The organism is Citrobacter sp. Cpa228 (assembly GCF_030333085.1).
GTDB lineage: Bacteria > Pseudomonadota > Gammaproteobacteria > Enterobacterales > Enterobacteriaceae > Citrobacter > Citrobacter pasteurii.
In genome coordinates, this window is the sequence record NZ_JAOWGQ010000047.1 from 24,052 (window position 1) to 40,332 (window position 16,281).

A 16,281-nucleotide genomic window follows, 5' to 3' on the forward strand; every position below is an offset into this window, starting at 1 on the left:
TTTTTTGCATTTACTTCAGTGACGCGATATCAATGACAAAGCGGTATTTCACGTCGCTTTTCAACATCCGTTGCCACGCGGTATTAATATCCTGAATATTGATAACCTCAACATCTCCTGAGTTTCCGCAATCCCCCCAATCACCGAACCCGCAACGGCTCTTTTACCGAGGATCAGCGGAACCGTGTTCAGGAACGGATCCAACGGCCCCAGATGCCCCACCAGCACCAACGTTCCGCTAAGCACCAGCGTTGGAATATAGAGGTTCAGATCATACACGTATGGAACAGTATCAATAATCAGGTCAAACTGATTCGCCGCGGCTTTCATCTGTTCGCTGTCTGTTGAAAGCACAACATGACTGGCCCCATTCGTCTGGCATCAGCTTCTTTGCCTGGCGACCGCGTGAATAACGTAACATCAGCCCCCAATGCTTGAGCGAGCTTGATCGCCATGTGTCCCAGACCACCCAACCCAACAACAGCGACTTTACTCCCCTGTCCAACCTGCCAGTGACGCAACGGCGACCATGTGGTGATACCGGCGCACAACAACGGTGTAGCACCACGTAAGTCGATTCCTTCCGGCACCTTCACGACGAACTTCCCGGTCACGACAATCTTGTCAGAATAACCGCCGAAAGTAGGCAGGCCATCATGACAGTCAGTATCGTTATACGTAAGGGTGCTCCCCTCTTCGCAGTATTGCTCAAGACCCTGCTCGCAGGCGCTACAGTGCTGGCATGAATCATGCCATACACCCCACGCAGGCAAGATCGCCGACCGCGAATTTTGTTTCCGATTTCCCAACATGCACCACGCGGCCTATTATTTCGTGGCCGGGAACCATCGGATACGTAGCGCCGCCCCAGCCATTGTAGGCACTATGGATGTCGGAGTGACACACCCTACTGAATAATATTTCAATGACGACATCATCTTCACGTGGATCCCGACGAACACTACGTATTACGCTACAATCTCGATTAAATTACCGTCTGGGTCCTGAATGACGGCCTCGTAATACCCGTCACCGGTGGTTCGTGGTCCGGAGACCAGGATGCCCTGTTCTTTTGCGCGTATCGCCAGAGCATCAACATGCCCCGCGCCACCAACAGAGAGAGCAAGATGCACCCACCCTGAAGTATTATTGTCAGGTACAGGGTGGGTCAGTCCCGGTTTGGTCATTAACTCAATCGCAATGTTCTCACCAATGTTGACGAAATAAGATTCAAACCCGGGGTTGGTTTTGCTGCAGTATTTATCGTTTATTACACCATCAAAAAATGACACCCAGAACCGGGCTTGTCGCTCAAGATCCTGGGTCCATAAAGCCATGTGTGCAATTTTCATCGCGATCCTCTTATCGTTTTATTCTGAACGGTACGCCCCCGTTAAGGGATATTGACATCGTGCATTATAATGCACGATCATGCACATTATTGCTCGATGTTTATTTTTATGGAGTTCTCATGCTCGATTACGCTGCGTTCCCGGATCAGCGCCAGGCGCTTATCTATCAGATCCTGCAGGAAAACGGCAGAGTGATCTGTACTGAACTGGCCGCCCGTTTGGGGGTGTCAGAACATACGATCCGCCGCGATTTACATGAGTTGTGTAAAGAAGGTGTTTGCAAGAAAGTCTATGGCGGGGCTGTTATTTCACTACCTGAGTCAGCTGACATCGCAGCACGCAAGAATATTAATACTGCGAAAAAGAGCAGCATCGCGCAAAGATGCGCCCGATTAGTGAAATCCGGGAGCTGTATTTTTATCGATACAGGAACAACCAACCTGGCAATGGCTGAAGCCCTTCCCGCTGAGCTGGCATTGACCGTCGTGACAAATTCACCTGATATTGCCGCCGTACTGCTGAAAAAACCGCTATTCGAGGTCATCATGCTAGGTGGGCCAGTGCAGCGATCGTCCGGTGGATGCGTAGGTCCGACAGCCATTGCCCAGGTACAGGATATTTTATTTGATCAAGGTTTTATTGGTGGTTGTGCGATGGCACCGGAGTCAGGATTAACCGGGTTTGATTACGCCGATTGTGAGTTTAAACAAGCGGTAATTAAGCAGTGTAACGAAACTATCGTCGCACTGACGGCGGATAAGATCCCTGCCGTCGCACGTTATGTTGTCACCGCCAGCAGTAACATCGATGTCATTGTCGTGGAGGAAAACATCAGCAAACAGTACGGCACCGCTTTTCAGGCACATGACATCCGCATTTACACCGTATAACGGTGGCGCAGCCTTTTTACGTACAGATTCAACGGAATATCACAGTGCTAAAAGTGGCGCCAGCCGTCAATGGAGTAATGGCTGACAGATAGTCCAGGCGAATTCTATGATGGTGTTCATGGCACCCCACAAGCAAGAATTCCTCTTTGTCTGCTGTGGTACATGTCGTCACGGCCCTGGCATCAAAGTGTTCCCCAGTGGTCAGTTCAATGCGCAGCAAATAGTGATAAAGACAGGCAATCTCCAGATAGTCATGCAGATCACAATCGACAGGATGGTACTTCTCTGCAGCACACATAAATGCCCCCTTCCCCATGCCCACGCCGGTTCGGGAAATAGCTCACGCGACTTCCCGAACATGCGACGCTATTTCAGCGCTTCAATAGGCGCGCCAAAGTTGATATGCAGCACATTGCCGTCGATCACCAGCGCAGGAACAGACTTCACTCCGATTCGTTCCGCCTCTGCAACATGATCGGGTTGTTCTCCCAAATGAATAACCTCGATTTCCACATCCGGGGACAGATGCTGTAACAGTGTTTCTTCTGCGGAAACGCAAACCGGACAACCAGCATGATAAAAACGGGCTTTGGTCATGATACCTCTCCTTTAAATTATAGTATCGATTCGATACTATAATTTATGCTACGCCAGTTTTATGCTTTGTCAATATAGTTTTTAGTCGATACTATATGCCGAGGAGGATTTTGTTATGCATGACATGTCGCTTTTTGACGTACTGGACCGGCTGTCTGGTCTGACGCGGATGTGGTTTCGCCAGCATCCTTTACTGGCGGATCTTCAGCCAGTACAGCTCAGTGCGTTGATGTATCTCGCACGCTGTAACCGCTACTCCAATACCCCCCTCGCCGTGACGGACTACCTCGGCCTCACCAAAGGAACGGTTTCACAATCGCTAAAGTTGTTGGAATCAAAAGGACTGGTGGTACGCACGCAGGATGCCAGGGATAAGCGTAGCGTTCATCTGCAGCTCACCGAGTCGGCCAAAAATCTGCTGGATGCCCTGCTTCCCCCCTCATTTTTGGTGACAGGCGAATCTACGATGGGTGAACGCGCGGGTTTACTCAAGGAGCTACTCTTCGAACTATTGCGAGGCATTCAGCGTACCAGTAATGTGCCGGGATTTGGTCTGTGCCAGAGCTGTCGGTTCCACCAAAAGGTGAACGGTCAAGGATTTTGTAATTTAACGAAAGAACCGTTGAGCGAGGATGATTCGATGTTAATTTGTCGGGAGCATCAGCCCCCGGACGTATGATCTTCTCTGTTGTAGTGTCTTCATTGTGGTCGGGTTGCCGCTTTCCAGGATAACCACTCGCGACAGGCATTTGACACGCCGATATCACGGTAGTCGCGTTCCCACGCCATATCGTCAACAATTTCTGCGGATTACGTATTCTGCAGGTGGTTCAGATCCCGTAGCATCCGCTTGAGACATTTGACTTTATTTTTATCGCGTATTGCCGCTGAAAACTTACTGAGCTGAAAAAACGTTTTGTCACCAAAACCATCAATGACTTTGAAACAATATTCCTGGCGCGCAGCATCCCAGGCGTAGACGATGTTTTTACAATGCAGGGAGTTAATAATGACACCGGTACTGACAAACCACGCTAAAAAAACATTCAACTTCTGCAATTTGCTGGCATCAAGTTCTTTGTTCAGGGCAAGCTGATAAAGAGTTTGAGCGATGTGGCCATGCTCATCACACTCCTTCACCGTGAGTTGCCCTATTCCTTTATTTGTTTCAACAAGTCCTTCAATTTTTTGCATATAAAATGCGTCGGTTTGGTGACTCAACTTACATTCTTTGATGTCCCGAAAGACCTCACGTAGCTTGCTTTTATATTTCGCAATGCCTGGAATCACGATTTTGACCAGCAGTTTACTATCCTGTGGGTGCTGGAAGACGTAGCGATCGTTACCTCGTGCCAGTAAGTCTTCATCTTTCAATATAAGCACTTGTTTCATAATGTTTTTTATTTTTACCCTACGTGAAATGGAGTTGCCTCAACGAAGAGTTGTCTCAGCCAAAAAATATTGTGTATCTATCTATTTCAATGGTTGTTAAACAAATAGCGTATTCATCCAATAAACAACTTTTTTCGTGACGTACTGAAGCAAAGTAACGGTGGATGTGAGCAGGTTGAACGCCAGGAAATACTGTTGGAGAAATCCACACCAACTTTGTTTTTTTGATGTTGTTAACGAAGGTTAATAGTGGAAGGTATTCAACTAAGCGTCATTCACCGTGACCTATGGTGCCTCCACCAGAGGCCGCTCGCGAAGGGATGAGGCCGGATGTTGGAGGGAAAGAAGCCGCGGACATTGCGGACGATGGTTTCATGCAGCGGCAAAATTGGTTATAGATAATTCACAATATGAATAATTCATTAGATATGTTTTTATCATTATTTCTAATGAGGTTGATACTGATTGTCTGGAGATGCTGGCGCTGAAGTCAGCGCCAGTTGAAGTGGTTAACGAAGGTTAACAGGAGGGCGTACGCAACTAGTGCTTAACAATATACATAGTGCGACTGTATGCCACATCTTCCGGGTTGGTTATCGGATACCCCTTCAGCCACGGTTTAATTAAACGCCCGTTGGTGTACTGATAAATCGGGGCAATAGGTGCCTGTTCCATCAGGATTTTTTCCGCTGCGTTATAATCGGCATTCCGTGCTTTCTCCGTATTTTCCAGCGTCGCCTGAGTCAACACTTTATCGTATGCCGGATTGTTAAAGCGGGAAATATTGCCCGTATGGGTCGAGGTTAACAGCGACAGGAATGTGGATGGCTCGTTGTAATCGCCCACCCAGGATGCACGGATCACATCAAAATTACCGGTATTACGGCTATCGATATACGTTTTCCATTCCTGGTTCTGTAGCTTCACATCCACGCCAAGATTTTTCTTCCACATGGAAGCCACAGCAATAGCAATCTTCTGATGATTTTCAGAGGTGTTATACAACAGCGTCAATTTCAGCGGTTTCTGCGGGCCATAACCGGCCGCACGCAGCAGCGTTTTCGCCTGAGCGTTAAGCTCTTCCTGACTCATTTGTTCAAACGGAGAAGGTTCCGGGATAAATCCTGCCGTCACATCCGGCGTGAAATGCCATGCGGGTTTTTCTCCAGTTCCTAATACTTTCTCCGCCATCAGACGGCGATCGATAGTCATACTAAGCGCCAGACGCACGCGTGAATCGGCAGTCGGCCCTTTTTGCGTGTTAAACGCATAGTAATAAGTACCAAGCTGCGGCGGCGTATAAACCTGGCCCGGAATATCCTTCAATAGCTTCTGATACATATTTTTCGGGAAGGACTCAGTAATATCGATATCGCCAGCAAGATAGCGTTTGGTCGCAGCAGACTCCTGGTTAATCGGCAGGAAAGTCACTTTTTGCAGCACCGTTTTGGCGTTGTCCCAATAATGTGTATTCGGCACAACTTCCAGTTTCTCGTTAACCACACGGTCTTTCAGCACATAGGCACCGTTACCGATAAGGTTGCCTGGCTTCGTCCACTCTTTACCGCTTTCGACATTGGCTTTTTGGACAGGATAAAACGCAAAGCTCGCTGTCAGGTTGGCAAACCAGGGTAGGGGTTTGTCCAACTGCACTTTGAAGGTATGCGCATCCACCGCGCTGACACCTAACTTATCGGGCGCGGCTTTGCCATCGATGATCGCCTGGGCATTGTTGATCCCTGCAAGCGCGGCAAACCAGGCAAACGGCGATAGTGTTTTCGGGTCCACCAGACGCTGCCAACTGTAGACAAAATCCTGTGCCGTTACCGGCGTGCCATCGGCCCATTGCGCATTATTGCGCAACGTAAACGTCCAGATACGGTTATCATTACTCTTCCACTGTGTGGCGACACCGGGAATAATCTCACCCTTTTCATTCTGGTTGACCAGCCCTTCGAATAAATCGCGAATAACCTGAATTTCTGGAAGCCCAACGGCTTTTGCCGGATCGAGTGACGCTGGCTCATCTTTTATATGACGCACCAGTTCTTGCTTTTCTGCCAGTACCGTTCCGCTGGGAACATCAGCAGCCCAGGATAATGAAATGCTGCTAACCAACAGTGCACAACAGGTTACTGAAACAGAATGCTGCATAAGATACCCTCAATTCCGGCTACTAAGTGAATGTGTAATTATTTGTATCGCCAGCAGGAAATGCAATTAACTTCAGACAAGAAAGTGATATTACACCTGAAAAGATAAGTGTGTGAAAACGATTTGATTATCCATACATTTTGCACAACACTGCGAGTAACTATCCAAGCATTCAGAGATGACTATGACCGTTACCCGCCCCCGTGCCGAGCGCGGCGCATTTCCGCCAGGAACCGAACATTACGGACGTTCATTGCTCGGCGCACCGCTGATCTGGTTCCCGGCACCGGCAGCCGATCGTGAAAGCGGTCTGATACTGGCAGGAACGCACGGCGACGAAAACTCATCGGTCGTCACCCTTTCCTGCGCATTGCGTACGCTTAACCCTTCCCTGCGTCGCCATCATGTCGTGCTGGCCGTAAACCCTGACGGTTGCCAGTTGGGTCTGCGTGCCAATGCAAACGGCGTAGATCTAAACCGTAACTTTCCGGCGGCAAACTGGAAATCCGGTGAAACGGTATATCGTTGGAACAGCAGCGCAGAAGAGCGTGATGTGGTGTTATTGACCGGCGATCATCCGGGATCAGAGCCTGAGACCCAGGCACTATGCCAACTTATTCACCACATTCATCCTGCATGGGTAGTTTCTTTCCACGATCCGCTGGCCTGTATTGAAGATCCCAGACACAGCGAATTAGGCGCGTGGTTGGCGCAGTCGTTCGAATTGCCGCTGGTAACCAGCGTCGGTTATGAAACGCCAGGCTCTTTTGGTAGCTGGTGCGCCGATCTAAACCTACATTGCATTACTGCAGAATTTCCGCCCATTTCATCGGATGAAGCGAGCGAAAAATACCTGCTGGCAATGTCTAATCTTTTGCGCTGGCATCCTTGAGATGGAGCTGTCCGGTTGTAAAATGCAAGGCAGGCTCCGCGTCTCGGGCCAGCCAGGTAGGGCCATCCAGATCGGCAAAGCTGACCTGTGGCGTAAGCGGCAATGCAGCGCCGATCGCCCTGGATGTACACAACATACAGCCGAGCATTAACGCGAATCCCTGCTCGCGGGCTTCGGTCGCCAGCGCCAGCGCCTCCGTCAGTCCGCCTGTCTTATCCAGTTTAATATTCACCATTTCATAGCGGCCATGCAGCGCTTTCAGACTGCTGCGGGTATGGCAGCTTTCATCTGCACAGACAGGCAGCGGATGCACGAAATTCTCCAGCGCGGCATCATCATTAGCCGGCAGAGGCTGCTCCAGCATCGCAACGCCTAAATCCGCCATTAACTGGCAGCGTGCGGCCAGCCCTTCAGCACGCCAGGACTCATTCGCATCAACAATGATTGTCGCCTCAGGCACAGCCGCCCGGATCGCAACCATCCTTTCGCTGATTAAGTGTGCATCCAGTTTGACTTTCAGCAATCTGGCACCGTTATCCCATAGCGCAGTCGCACTCGCCGCCATCTGCTCCGGCGTGCCGATCACGACGGTTTGCGCGGTCGTTACTGTTGCATCCAGTTCAGTACCAACGTAGTCGGCCAGAGACTGTTGTTGCTGACGCGCATTGAGATCCCAAAGCGCACAGTCAACGGCATTACGCGCCGCCCCCGCGGGCAGCAATGCCTGCAGCGCTTCACGTGTCACACCGTGTTCCAGTTGCGGCACAACACTCATGATTTGAGCCAGTACCGACGCATCGCTTTCGCCATAGCGAGGATAAGGCGTACATTCTCCAACGCCCTTTACACCATTCTCTTCCAGTTCAACCACCACCACATGCGCTTCGGTCCTGCTCCCGCGGGCAATCACAAAGGGAGTGTGTAACGGCCAGGCTTCCCCATACACCTTAACTGATCTCATTTGTTTTCCTTAATGCAGTCCCTGAAGCGGATATCCGCAAATAGCGTTTGCCGTGTTAACTGCTGATGGCATAAACTAGCCTTGACGTTAACTATATGTAAACAGGAAGATAACCATGTCACAAACCGTTCATTTCCAGGGCAACCCGGTTGCAGTCGCCGGCTCTATTCCTCAGGCTGGAAGCAAAGCTCAGGCTTTTACCCTTGTGGCTAAAGACCTGTCTGACGTTACGCTGGGCCAGTTCGCAGGCAAGCGCAAAGTGCTGAATATTTTCCCAAGCATCGATACCGGCGTGTGCGCGGCATCAGTACGTAAGTTTAACCAACTGGCGACAGAAATCGACAACACCGTCGTACTGTGCATTTCAGCCGATCTGCCATTCGCCCACTCTCGTTTTTGCGGCGCGGAAGGTCTGAGCAACGTTATCACGCTGTCCACCCTGCGCAACGCTGAATTCCTGAAAAACTACGGTGTTGAAATTGCCGAAGGTCCGCTGAAAGGTCTGGCTGCTCGTGCCGTTGTCGTGATCGACGAAAATGACAACATTGTATTCAGCCAACTGGTAAATGAAATTACCAACGAGCCTGACTATGATGCAGCGCTGGCTGTGCTGAAAGCCTAAGTTGCCCTGAATACAAAAATGCCTCCGGATGGAGGCATTTTTATTTGCATCATTACTCTTCGCTTTTTTTCTGCTGACTCAGACCATATTCGCGTAACTTATTGGCAATCGCAGTATGTGAAACCCCCAGGCGTTTAGCCAGTTTACGCGTGCTGGGATAATTCATATAAAGCTGCGTCAACACGGAACGTTCAAAGCGGCTGGTGATTTCATCCAGCGACCCTTCCATCACCTCTTCTCCGACGGCAACTGTCGCTGCATCATAATCCGGCAATAAGATATCCTGCGGACGCAGTTCATAGCCCTCAAGCTGGGTTAACGCCCGATAGATAGCATTTTTAAGCTGACGCACATTACCCGGCCAGCCGTAGCGGGTGAGCACCGTGCTGAGATCGGCAGACAACTTCGGACGCGGTACACCCTGCTCGTCGGCAAAACGCGCCACAAACAGCTCGGTGAGCGGCATAATATCTTGTGGGCAATCGCGTAGCGGCGGCAGATTAAGCGTCAGGACATTCAGACGATAATAGAGATCCTCGCGGAAAAGACCTTTCTGCACCAGTTCCACCAGGTTCTTTTGCGTCGCGCAGATTACGCGGACATCAACATGAACTTCATGATCTTCGCCCACGCGACGGAATGTCCCGTCATTGAGGAAGCGCAGCAATTTCGTCTGCATGCGCGGCGACATTTCGCCAATCTCATCCAACAGCACTGAACCGCCATTCGCCTGCTCAAAGAACCCTTTTTTACCTTCCGGGGCGTGGCCAAACAGTTCGCTTTCTACCGCATCTTCAGGAATAGACGCGCAGTTCAGCGCCAGATAGGGTTTTGACGCACGTGGGCTCGCCAGATGGCAGGCATGCGCAAAGAGATCTTTGCCCGTACCGGTATTTCCGGTGATCAGCAGCGGCGCACTCAGTGTTGCCAGCTTACGCGCCTGTTCCACCACGTGTTTCATTTTGGCACTGACAGCAATAATCTGACTGAATGCGCTCAGATCCTGGGTGGTCATGTTTTGCAACTGACGCCCCATGCGGAGGGTAGAACGCAACATGACAACGGCTCCCGTCAGCATCTGCTCCTGATTTTCGCCCTGCAAATGAACAGGCGTAATTTCCATCAGGAAGTTTTGCCCATTAATCACCACATGTTCGCTATGAGAATCCTGCGGATTGCTTTCGAGCCAGCGCTGGAAGTTAAACCCATTGATTAATTGAGCGGCGGTATGATTGCGCATACGCTCCTGACTGTGAGCGAAAAGCTGACAGCTCGCAGGATTCGCCATCTCGATTTTGCTTTTCATATCCAGAGAAAGGACTGGTTCTGGTAGCGCCTCAAGCAGCGCGCTCAGCGCCAGATGTTCGCGTTCGGAAGGCATCCAGGGCACGGTGCGGACGTCCGTTACCCCTGCGATGCGGCGGATTTCAGCCATCAGGCTGCTGAAGTTAGTGAACTCCAGTTCCGCAAAATTAAGGTAAATTCGCCCGATGGGGTCAATCTCGATACCGCGTAAATCAATGCTTCTCAGCACCAGTAAATCGAGCAATTCGCGGGTCAGACCAAGACGGTCTTCACAAAAGACTTCCAAACGCATAGGAACCTTCACCTGGACAAGGGATCATGTGTTAGATGATAAGCCAGTATTGGGTTAGCAGGAAGGACTCTGTCAACAAATATTGACAGCACGCTGGAAAATTGGGCGCCGGGGCGTAAAGTTATACGATCGGCACCCGTATTTACTCAACTTTCACGCGGGGATTTGTTCTTTTGTAAGGTCTCTTTCACCTGACCGATCAACTGACGGCGGAAATCCCCCAGTCGCGGTTTATCATCATCAATCCACGGTAATGGACGGCACAGTTCCATCGCTTTAATCCCCAAACGCGCTGTTAACAAGCCCGCGCCAATACCCTGCGCGGCACGCGTGGATAACCGGGCCGCTAAATCCTGCGACATCCAGTCCATCCCCACTTCCCGCACCAGCTCGCTGGCCCCGGCAAAAGCGATATTTAACAGCACCAGACGAAACAGGCGCAGGCGACTGTAATAGCCGAGTTCGATGCCATACAGCGTAGCTATACGGTTAATCAACCGCAGATTTCGCCAGGCAATAAACGCCATATCTACCAACGCTAACGGGCTGACGGCAATCATCAGCGTGGACTCCGCCGCTGAACGGCTAATCTCACGTCGGGCCTGCGCATCCAATACCGGCTGCACAAGATGAGCATACAGGCTGACCACTTCGCGATCGTTCTGCGTTTCATGGATAGAGGCATACCAGCGTTGTAGCGCAGGGTGAGACTGATCGATACCCGCCTGTTGTGCCAACTTTTCACAAAATACGCGGCCTTTTCCGGTTCCGTGACTGTGTAACAGATCACGCGCTTCATCACGCTCGTGTGCGCGTTGACGTAAACGCCACAGCCGACGCCACTCGGTTGCCACCGACCCAACGCCTGCGCCAATAATCAGCGCACCCGCAGCACAGCCCCCCAGCGCGACCCAGTCCTGAGTCTGCCAGGCGTTCATCGTCCACTGCACACCCTGAGCTACCACACTGATGCCAAACAGCGCCAACCCGCCCATCACCATTTTGCGCCACAGGCTGCGTTTAGGACGTAATGCGGCATCAATAACGGCTTCAGCCTGACCTTCGTCTTCCAGCGGCTCATCCACTGTCGCCGGAGAAAAAGTCTGCGCTTCCGTATCGTTGAACATTTGCTGTGCTTTAAATGCCGTGTTTGGTTCCACTTCCAGTGGACCTGAGAAATCGATACGCGGTTTTAACGGCTCGCTCATCGCAATTTATCTCCTATCAAAAACTCCAGCGCGGCATCCAGCCGAATATGCGGTAAGGGTTTATCCACATCCATGACCTGCGGGCGAAAGGCTTCAAACTGGAAACCCTGGCGATCCCAAAAAGCCTGGCCCGGTAAACGCGCAGGGACTTCTCCCGGATAGACGGTCAAGGGCTCACCGTCGCTCAGGCGATTGCCGCGCAACGCGGGGATCTTCTCACCCTTCACATCGATCAGACCGCTGGTGGTTGCCTGCACCGATGCCAGTCCCAGACAATCCATGCTGATGCCTTCGAATGCAGCGTTTTGCCAGGCGTCCTGGATCAACTGCTGCAACAACGACACCATATTGGCATGTTGATCGACCGTAACGTGGTCGGCCTTGGTGGCAGCGAACAGCAACTTATCGATTACCGGCGAGAACAACCGGCGGAACAACGTGCGCTGACCGTAATGGAAACTTTGCATCAGTTGGGTCAGCGCCAGACGCATGTCGTTAAACGCCTGTGGTCCGCTGTTAAGCGGTTGCAGGCAATCGACCAACACAATTTGGCGGTCAAAGCGCAGGAAGTGATTCTTGTAGAACCCTTTCACGACCTTTTCGCAGTAGTAATTAAACCTGTCACGCAGCATGCCCGCATTAGTGTGTTTATCTGCCTGCGCCAGCTTCGATTCTCCCCAGGCATCAACGTCCGGCCACGGAAAAAATTGCAGCGCAGGTGCGCCAGCCATGTCCCCCGGCAGCACAAAGCGCCCGGGCTGAATAAAGTGCAGTCCCTGCTGTTTGCACTGATGCAGATAATCTGTCCACGCCGCAGCGATTTCCGCCAGACGGTTTTCGTCAGCAGGTGCTAGTGGATCAAGCCCGTGGCTTAACTGCCGCCATTTTGCCGACCATTCGCCACGCTGCCCCTGCAATAATCCGGTCATTTGCCGCGACCAGCTCAAATAGTCCTGGGCCAGCATCGGTAAATCGAGCAGCCACTCTCCCGGATAATCGACGATTTCCAGGTACAGCGTAGAGGTGTCTTTAAAGTGGCGCAGTAAAGAGTCATTGGACTTGTAACGCAGCGCCAGACGAATTTCACTCACACCGCGCGTTGGTGTCGGCCAGGTCGGCGGAGAGCCATACAGCTGGGCCAGTCCTTCATCATAGGTAAAGCGCGGAATGCCAAAGTCGCGTTGGGGAACCCGCTTAACGCCAAGCAGACGCTCTTCGCGTACGCAACTGAGCAACGGCAGACGCGCACCGGCATGAATATTGAGTAGCTGGTTTACCATCGCGGTGATAAACGCCGTCTTACCGCTGCGGCTAAGTCCGGTGACAGCCAGGCGCAAATGCCGATCTACGCCGCGATTAACCAGCGAGTTGAGTTCATTTTTAAGTCGCTTCATCGCCATCCCGTTTTGCTGAAGGAACCGAATAAATTATAACAAACAGGAAGTAAAGATAGGGGTCAATTCTTACTTATCAACTACCTGAGCGATATCAGGCGGTATAATTCTTACCGCCTGTAGCAGAAGGAATGCGAACGGTTTATTTATTCTCTACTTTTGGCAGCGCGATCTGATTGATGCCGCCTTCGTTGGTTACCTGTGTATAGCCCATCCCGGTCAGCATATCTTTTGCCATCCCGGATTGACGACCTGAGTTGCAATACAACTTCACGGTGTCCGCCTTATCTGGCACTTCTGCCGCAATTCGTGCCTGCAAATCCTTTAAAGGGATGTTGATGGCCCCCTGAACGTGTTCCTGCTGATATTGTTCAGGAACACGAACATCAATCCAGTGCTCAGCCGCAAATACCGGCATGCCGATGACCAGTGCCAACGCGAATACGCTTTTTTTCAACATAGTATCGTTCCGTTAAATGATAGAAAGTCACCTAACACTATATACTTGATCTTAAGGAAATATTGCGAGCATGCTATCACTGGCCATAGCGTTGGGAAATTTTCCTGGCAACCTTGCTCAATAATGGCTCCAGAACCAACACCAGCAACATTTTTAACGGACGGCGGGCCACGGATTTCACCGCCCACCCCGCAACACCTGCCGGGCCGTAGCGCAGCGCAGTCAAAAGCACCAGCTTGCCTGCTATTTTAAAGCCCGGCTTAACCCTTTGCCCGGCACGTTGCCAGCGATTGTTCATTTCTAACCTCACAGTTGGCGAAAGCGACTGCGTAGTGAAAATGTATCAGACGTCACATAACGCTCCATTTCACGCAAACGCTTTTCACTTGCGGCCAGCTCGCGATCGACGGCGTCCAATAGTTCACCGCTTGAAGGCTGCTGCTCGCCGGAAACCACATTGTCCGGCATCGGGTCTAACACAAATGTCAGCACGATGTAGGCGACGAAGGTGAAAAAGGCCAGACCAAAAAAGACTGACAGCACCACCAGGATCCGTACCAGCTTCACAGGCACATCGAGATAATGCGCAATACCCGCACAAACCCCCTTCACCATGCCCTGCTGCGGGATACGCCACAGTTTTTTGTTCAGGTTAACGCCTCCCATTAACGGTTCCTCCAGTTTGGATGTTCAGCATCAAGGATGTCTTCCAGCGCCTGAATGCGCTCGCGCATCCGCTGTGCGTCATCGTTGAGTTCTACCAGACGTTGCTGTTCACTTTGCGACAGTTCGCCACGGCTGGAACGGTTGCTGTAATGCAGCCACAGCCAAATCGGTAAAACAAACAACACAAAGATGGTTAACGGGATGGCCAGAAATAGCGCGCTCATGAGTACTCCTTACAGGTGATGAGCGGCGGCGCGTTCGGGCGCCGCCAGATGTTATTATTGCTTGTCTTGCTGCATTTTGGCTTTAAGCTGCGCCAGCTGCTCGCTGATTTCATCATCTGCTTTCAGGTCAGCAAATTGCTGATCCAGAGATTTTTGCTTACCGAAGTTATGGCTTTCGGCTTCCGCTTCCATCTGATCAATACGGCGCTCAAAAGATTCAAAGCGGGCCATTGCTTCATCCAGTTTGCCGCTATCCAACTGACGACGGACATCACGGGAAGAACTCGCCGCCTGATGACGCAACATCAATGCCTGCTGACGAGCCCGGGTTTCACTGAGTTTGTTTTCCAGCTCGCCGATCTCTTTTTTCATCCGCGTCAGTGTATCGTCAACCAGCGTCACCTCATGCTCCAGAGAAGCAATCAGGTCGGTCAGTTTCTGTTTTTCGATTAACGCAGAACGCGCCAGATCTTCTTTCTCTTTACGCAGCGCCAGCTCGGCTTTTTCCTGCCACTCTGCCTGCTGCGCACTCGCCTGTTCGATACGACGGGATAACTGTTTCTTTTCTGCCAAAGCGCGGGCGGAGTTTGAACGCACCTCAACCAGCGTATCTTCCATTTCCTGAATCATTAACCGCACCAGCTTCTGCGGATCTTCAGCCTTTTCCAGCAACGCATTAATGTTGGCGTTCACGATGTCGGCAAAACGAGAAAAAATACCCATAATGTAATCCTCACTTACTGTTCTGATATTGGGCTAAGCCCTGCTGCTTTCGTAATGCACATGATGTGCCAACTTTTTATTCTATTGATTTTAAAGATAATATCTAATTTTACCTGACGTGATAATTAGGGTAAATTGGTGAATAACACTAACAAATGGTGAATTTCATCATGGCAGGATACAAAGATACTCTTCTGGGGGAAGCAAACAGCTTCATTGAAGTGCTGGAACAAGTCTCCCATCTGGCCCCCCTGGAAAAACCCGTGTTGGTTATCGGTGAGCGTGGCACAGGAAAAGAGTTAATCGCCAACCGTCTGCACTACCTTTCCACACGCTGGCAAGGACCGTTTATTTCTCTTAATTGTGCGGCGCTGAACGAAAATTTACTCGATTCCGAACTCTTCGGCCACGAAGCTGGCGCTTTTACCGGGGCGCAAAAACGCCATCCGGGTCGCTTCGAGCGTGCCGACGGTGGCACACTTTTTCTTGATGAACTGGCAACCGCACCGATGTTGGTACAGGAGAAATTACTGCGCGTTATTGAGTATGGAGAACTCGAGCGCGTAGGCGGTAGCCAGCCGCTGCAAGTTAACGTGCGCCTGGTCTGTGCCACCAATGCCGACTTACCGAGAATGGTCAGTGAAGGTACTTTCCGCGCAGACCTGTTAGATCGACTTGCCTTTGATGTCGTGCAACTGCCACCTTTACGGGAGCGTAAGAGCGACATCATGTTGATGGCCGAACATTTTGCGATTCAAATGTGCCGCGAGATTGGATTACCGCTGTTTCCCGGTTTTAGCGCACAAGCCAGAGAAACACTTCTCCACTATCGCTGGCCGGGCAATATCCGTGAATTGAAAAACGTTGTTGAACGCTCGGTATACCGACATGGCACCAGCGAATATCCGCTGGACGAGGTAGTGATAGATCCGTTTAAGCGCCACACTACAGACGTTCAGCTGCAGGAAACCCACTCTACAGCGGCAACGTTACCGCTGGATCTGCGCGCATTCCAGCAACAGCAAGAAAAGAGGTTTCTGCAAACCAGCCTGCAACAGGCAAAATTTAACCAGAAAAAGGCCGCCGAACTGCTTGGGCTGACGTACCATCAGCTCCGCGCTTTGCTTAAAAAACACCAGATTTAGCGAT

General features: G+C 51.0%; 19 protein-coding genes and 1 pseudogene. 5 read left to right on the forward strand and 15 right to left on the reverse strand.

Going from position 1 to position 16,281, the window contains the following annotated elements; translation table 11 throughout:
• Window positions 1–10 precede the first annotated feature (10 nt).
• A pseudogene (locus OGX91_RS12725) lies at window positions 11–969 on the reverse strand (NAD(P)-dependent alcohol dehydrogenase).
• Window positions 969–1,352, reverse strand: a complete 384-nt coding sequence (locus OGX91_RS12730) for a VOC family protein (protein WP_286626453.1) — start codon at window positions 1,350–1,352, stop codon at window positions 969–971. The pseudogene OGX91_RS12725 and the gene OGX91_RS12730 overlap by 1 nt, the downstream one beginning before the upstream one ends.
• Before the next feature lie 119 nt (window positions 1,353–1,471).
• On the opposite strand from OGX91_RS12730, the gene OGX91_RS12735 reads away from it, so the two are divergent.
• A complete protein-coding gene (locus OGX91_RS12735) occupies window positions 1,472–2,242 on the forward strand; it encodes a DeoR/GlpR family DNA-binding transcription regulator (RefSeq protein ID WP_188231650.1) in 771 nt (256 codons plus the stop codon).
• Between the two features lie 28 nt (window positions 2,243–2,270).
• Here OGX91_RS12735 and OGX91_RS12740 read toward each other — a convergent pair whose 3' ends face one another.
• Window positions 2,271–2,540 (reverse strand): Rho-binding antiterminator, encoded by a 270-nt coding sequence (locus tag OGX91_RS12740; protein ID WP_199947063.1) that lies wholly within the window; start codon window positions 2,538–2,540, stop codon window positions 2,271–2,273.
• Window positions 2,541–2,608: 68 nt separating this feature from the next.
• Window positions 2,609–2,839, reverse strand: a complete 231-nt coding sequence (locus OGX91_RS12745) for a glutaredoxin family protein (RefSeq protein WP_005126617.1) — start codon at window positions 2,837–2,839, stop codon at window positions 2,609–2,611.
• A 115-nt stretch (window positions 2,840–2,954) separates the two neighbouring features.
• On the opposite strand from OGX91_RS12745, the gene OGX91_RS12750 reads away from it, so the two are divergent.
• Window positions 2,955–3,518, forward strand: a complete 564-nt coding sequence (locus tag OGX91_RS12750; protein WP_040230905.1) for a MarR family winged helix-turn-helix transcriptional regulator — start codon at window positions 2,955–2,957, stop codon at window positions 3,516–3,518.
• A gap of 131 nt (window positions 3,519–3,649) precedes the next feature.
• Here the strand turns inward: OGX91_RS12750 and OGX91_RS12755 are convergent, their stop codons facing one another.
• Window positions 3,650–4,231, reverse strand: coding sequence for a YrbL family protein (locus tag OGX91_RS12755; protein ID WP_005126519.1), 582 nt, complete (start codon window positions 4,229–4,231; stop codon window positions 3,650–3,652).
• Window positions 4,232–4,771: 540 nt separating this feature from the next.
• Complete coding sequence (gene mppA / locus OGX91_RS12765; protein ID WP_005126516.1) at window positions 4,772–6,385, reverse strand: murein tripeptide ABC transporter substrate-binding protein MppA; 1,614 nt, start codon at window positions 6,383–6,385, stop codon at window positions 4,772–4,774.
• A gap of 184 nt (window positions 6,386–6,569) precedes the next feature.
• On the opposite strand from mppA, the gene mpaA reads away from it, so the two are divergent.
• On the forward strand, window positions 6,570–7,277 hold the full coding sequence (gene mpaA, locus OGX91_RS12770) for a murein tripeptide amidase MpaA (RefSeq protein ID WP_048211525.1): 708 nt from the start codon (window positions 6,570–6,572) through the stop codon (window positions 7,275–7,277).
• Here the strand turns inward: mpaA and ycjG are convergent.
• Window positions 7,252–8,238, reverse strand: coding sequence for an L-Ala-D/L-Glu epimerase (gene ycjG, locus OGX91_RS12775; protein WP_040230899.1), 987 nt, complete (start codon window positions 8,236–8,238; stop codon window positions 7,252–7,254). The genes mpaA and ycjG overlap by 26 nt on opposite strands.
• Before the next feature lie 115 nt (window positions 8,239–8,353).
• Here ycjG and tpx point away from each other — a divergent pair, with 115 nt between their 5' ends.
• Complete coding sequence (tpx, locus tag OGX91_RS12780; protein WP_040230898.1) at window positions 8,354–8,860, forward strand: thiol peroxidase; 507 nt, start codon at window positions 8,354–8,356, stop codon at window positions 8,858–8,860.
• Between the two features lie 52 nt (window positions 8,861–8,912).
• Here tpx and tyrR read toward each other — a convergent pair whose 3' ends face one another.
• The 8 genes from tyrR to pspA form a co-directional block, all read right to left on the reverse strand.
• Window positions 8,913–10,457: a transcriptional regulator TyrR gene (gene tyrR, locus OGX91_RS12785; RefSeq protein ID WP_155021096.1), complete on the reverse strand. Its 1,545-nt coding sequence runs from the start codon at window positions 10,455–10,457 to the stop codon at window positions 8,913–8,915.
• A gap of 146 nt (window positions 10,458–10,603) precedes the next feature.
• Window positions 10,604–11,665, reverse strand: coding sequence for a YcjF family protein (locus OGX91_RS12790; RefSeq protein ID WP_005126511.1), 1,062 nt, complete (start codon window positions 11,663–11,665; stop codon window positions 10,604–10,606).
• Window positions 11,662–13,059, reverse strand: a complete 1,398-nt coding sequence (locus OGX91_RS12795; protein ID WP_005126510.1) for a YcjX family GTP-binding protein — start codon at window positions 13,057–13,059, stop codon at window positions 11,662–11,664. Before OGX91_RS12795 ends, OGX91_RS12790 begins: the two co-directional genes overlap by 4 nt.
• A 142-nt stretch (window positions 13,060–13,201) precedes the next feature.
• On the reverse strand, window positions 13,202–13,519 hold the full coding sequence (pspE, locus tag OGX91_RS12800; RefSeq protein ID WP_005126509.1) for a thiosulfate sulfurtransferase PspE: 318 nt from the start codon (window positions 13,517–13,519) through the stop codon (window positions 13,202–13,204).
• A 76-nt stretch (window positions 13,520–13,595) separates the two neighbouring features.
• The gene (pspD, locus tag OGX91_RS12805) at window positions 13,596–13,817 is read right to left on the reverse strand and encodes a phage shock protein PspD (RefSeq protein ID WP_040230893.1); all 222 of its coding nucleotides are present in this window, start codon (window positions 13,815–13,817) and stop codon (window positions 13,596–13,598) included.
• Window positions 13,818–13,825: 8 nt separating this feature from the next.
• Window positions 13,826–14,185, reverse strand: coding sequence for an envelope stress response membrane protein PspC (pspC, locus tag OGX91_RS12810; RefSeq protein WP_003020497.1), 360 nt, complete (start codon window positions 14,183–14,185; stop codon window positions 13,826–13,828).
• A complete protein-coding gene (gene pspB / locus OGX91_RS12815; protein ID WP_005126505.1) occupies window positions 14,185–14,409 on the reverse strand; it encodes an envelope stress response membrane protein PspB in 225 nt (74 codons plus the stop codon). Before pspB ends, pspC begins: the two co-directional genes overlap by 1 nt.
• A gap of 54 nt (window positions 14,410–14,463) precedes the next feature.
• Window positions 14,464–15,132 carry a phage shock protein PspA gene (gene pspA / locus OGX91_RS12820; protein WP_005126503.1) on the reverse strand — a complete coding sequence of 223 codons (669 nt, stop codon included), beginning with the start codon at window positions 15,130–15,132 and terminating at the stop codon, window positions 14,464–14,466.
• A gap of 155 nt (window positions 15,133–15,287) precedes the next feature.
• Here pspA and pspF point away from each other — a divergent pair, with 155 nt between their 5' ends.
• Window positions 15,288–16,277: a phage shock protein operon transcriptional activator gene (pspF, locus tag OGX91_RS12825; RefSeq protein ID WP_162873155.1), complete on the forward strand. Its 990-nt coding sequence runs from the start codon at window positions 15,288–15,290 to the stop codon at window positions 16,275–16,277.
• The last annotated feature ends 4 nt before the right edge of the window (window positions 16,278–16,281 follow it).

Coding starts and splice junctions, on each gene's coding strand:
- OGX91_RS12730 (WP_286626453.1), bottom strand. CDS start 1,352: ATGAAAATTGCACACATGGCTTTATGGACCCAGGATCTTGAGCGACAA.
- OGX91_RS12735 (WP_188231650.1), top strand. CDS start 1,472: ATGCTCGATTACGCTGCGTTCCCGGATCAGCGCCAGGCGCTTATCTAT.
- OGX91_RS12740 (WP_199947063.1), bottom strand. CDS start 2,540: ATGTGTGCTGCAGAGAAGTACCATCCTGTCGATTGTGATCTGCATGAC.
- OGX91_RS12745 (WP_005126617.1), bottom strand. CDS start 2,839: ATGACCAAAGCCCGTTTTTATCATGCTGGTTGTCCGGTTTGCGTTTCC.
- OGX91_RS12750 (WP_040230905.1), top strand. CDS start 2,955: ATGCATGACATGTCGCTTTTTGACGTACTGGACCGGCTGTCTGGTCTG.
- OGX91_RS12755 (WP_005126519.1), bottom strand. CDS start 4,231: ATGAAACAAGTGCTTATATTGAAAGATGAAGACTTACTGGCACGAGGT.
- mppA (WP_005126516.1), bottom strand. CDS start 6,385: ATGCAGCATTCTGTTTCAGTAACCTGTTGTGCACTGTTGGTTAGCAGC.
- mpaA (WP_048211525.1), top strand. CDS start 6,570: ATGACCGTTACCCGCCCCCGTGCCGAGCGCGGCGCATTTCCGCCAGGA.
- ycjG (WP_040230899.1), bottom strand. CDS start 8,238: ATGAGATCAGTTAAGGTGTATGGGGAAGCCTGGCCGTTACACACTCCC.
- tpx (WP_040230898.1), top strand. CDS start 8,354: ATGTCACAAACCGTTCATTTCCAGGGCAACCCGGTTGCAGTCGCCGGC.
- tyrR (WP_155021096.1), bottom strand. CDS start 10,457: ATGCGTTTGGAAGTCTTTTGTGAAGACCGTCTTGGTCTGACCCGCGAA.
- OGX91_RS12790 (WP_005126511.1), bottom strand. CDS start 11,665: ATGAGCGAGCCGTTAAAACCGCGTATCGATTTCTCAGGTCCACTGGAA.
- OGX91_RS12795 (WP_005126510.1), bottom strand. CDS start 13,059: ATGAAGCGACTTAAAAATGAACTCAACTCGCTGGTTAATCGCGGCGTA.
- pspE (WP_005126509.1), bottom strand. CDS start 13,519: ATGTTGAAAAAAAGCGTATTCGCGTTGGCACTGGTCATCGGCATGCCG.
- pspD (WP_040230893.1), bottom strand. CDS start 13,817: ATGAACAATCGCTGGCAACGTGCCGGGCAAAGGGTTAAGCCGGGCTTT.
- pspC (WP_003020497.1), bottom strand. CDS start 14,185: ATGGGAGGCGTTAACCTGAACAAAAAACTGTGGCGTATCCCGCAGCAG.
- pspB (WP_005126505.1), bottom strand. CDS start 14,409: ATGAGCGCGCTATTTCTGGCCATCCCGTTAACCATCTTTGTGTTGTTT.
- pspA (WP_005126503.1), bottom strand. CDS start 15,132: ATGGGTATTTTTTCTCGTTTTGCCGACATCGTGAACGCCAACATTAAT.
- pspF (WP_162873155.1), top strand. CDS start 15,288: ATGGTGAATTTCATCATGGCAGGATACAAAGATACTCTTCTGGGGGAA.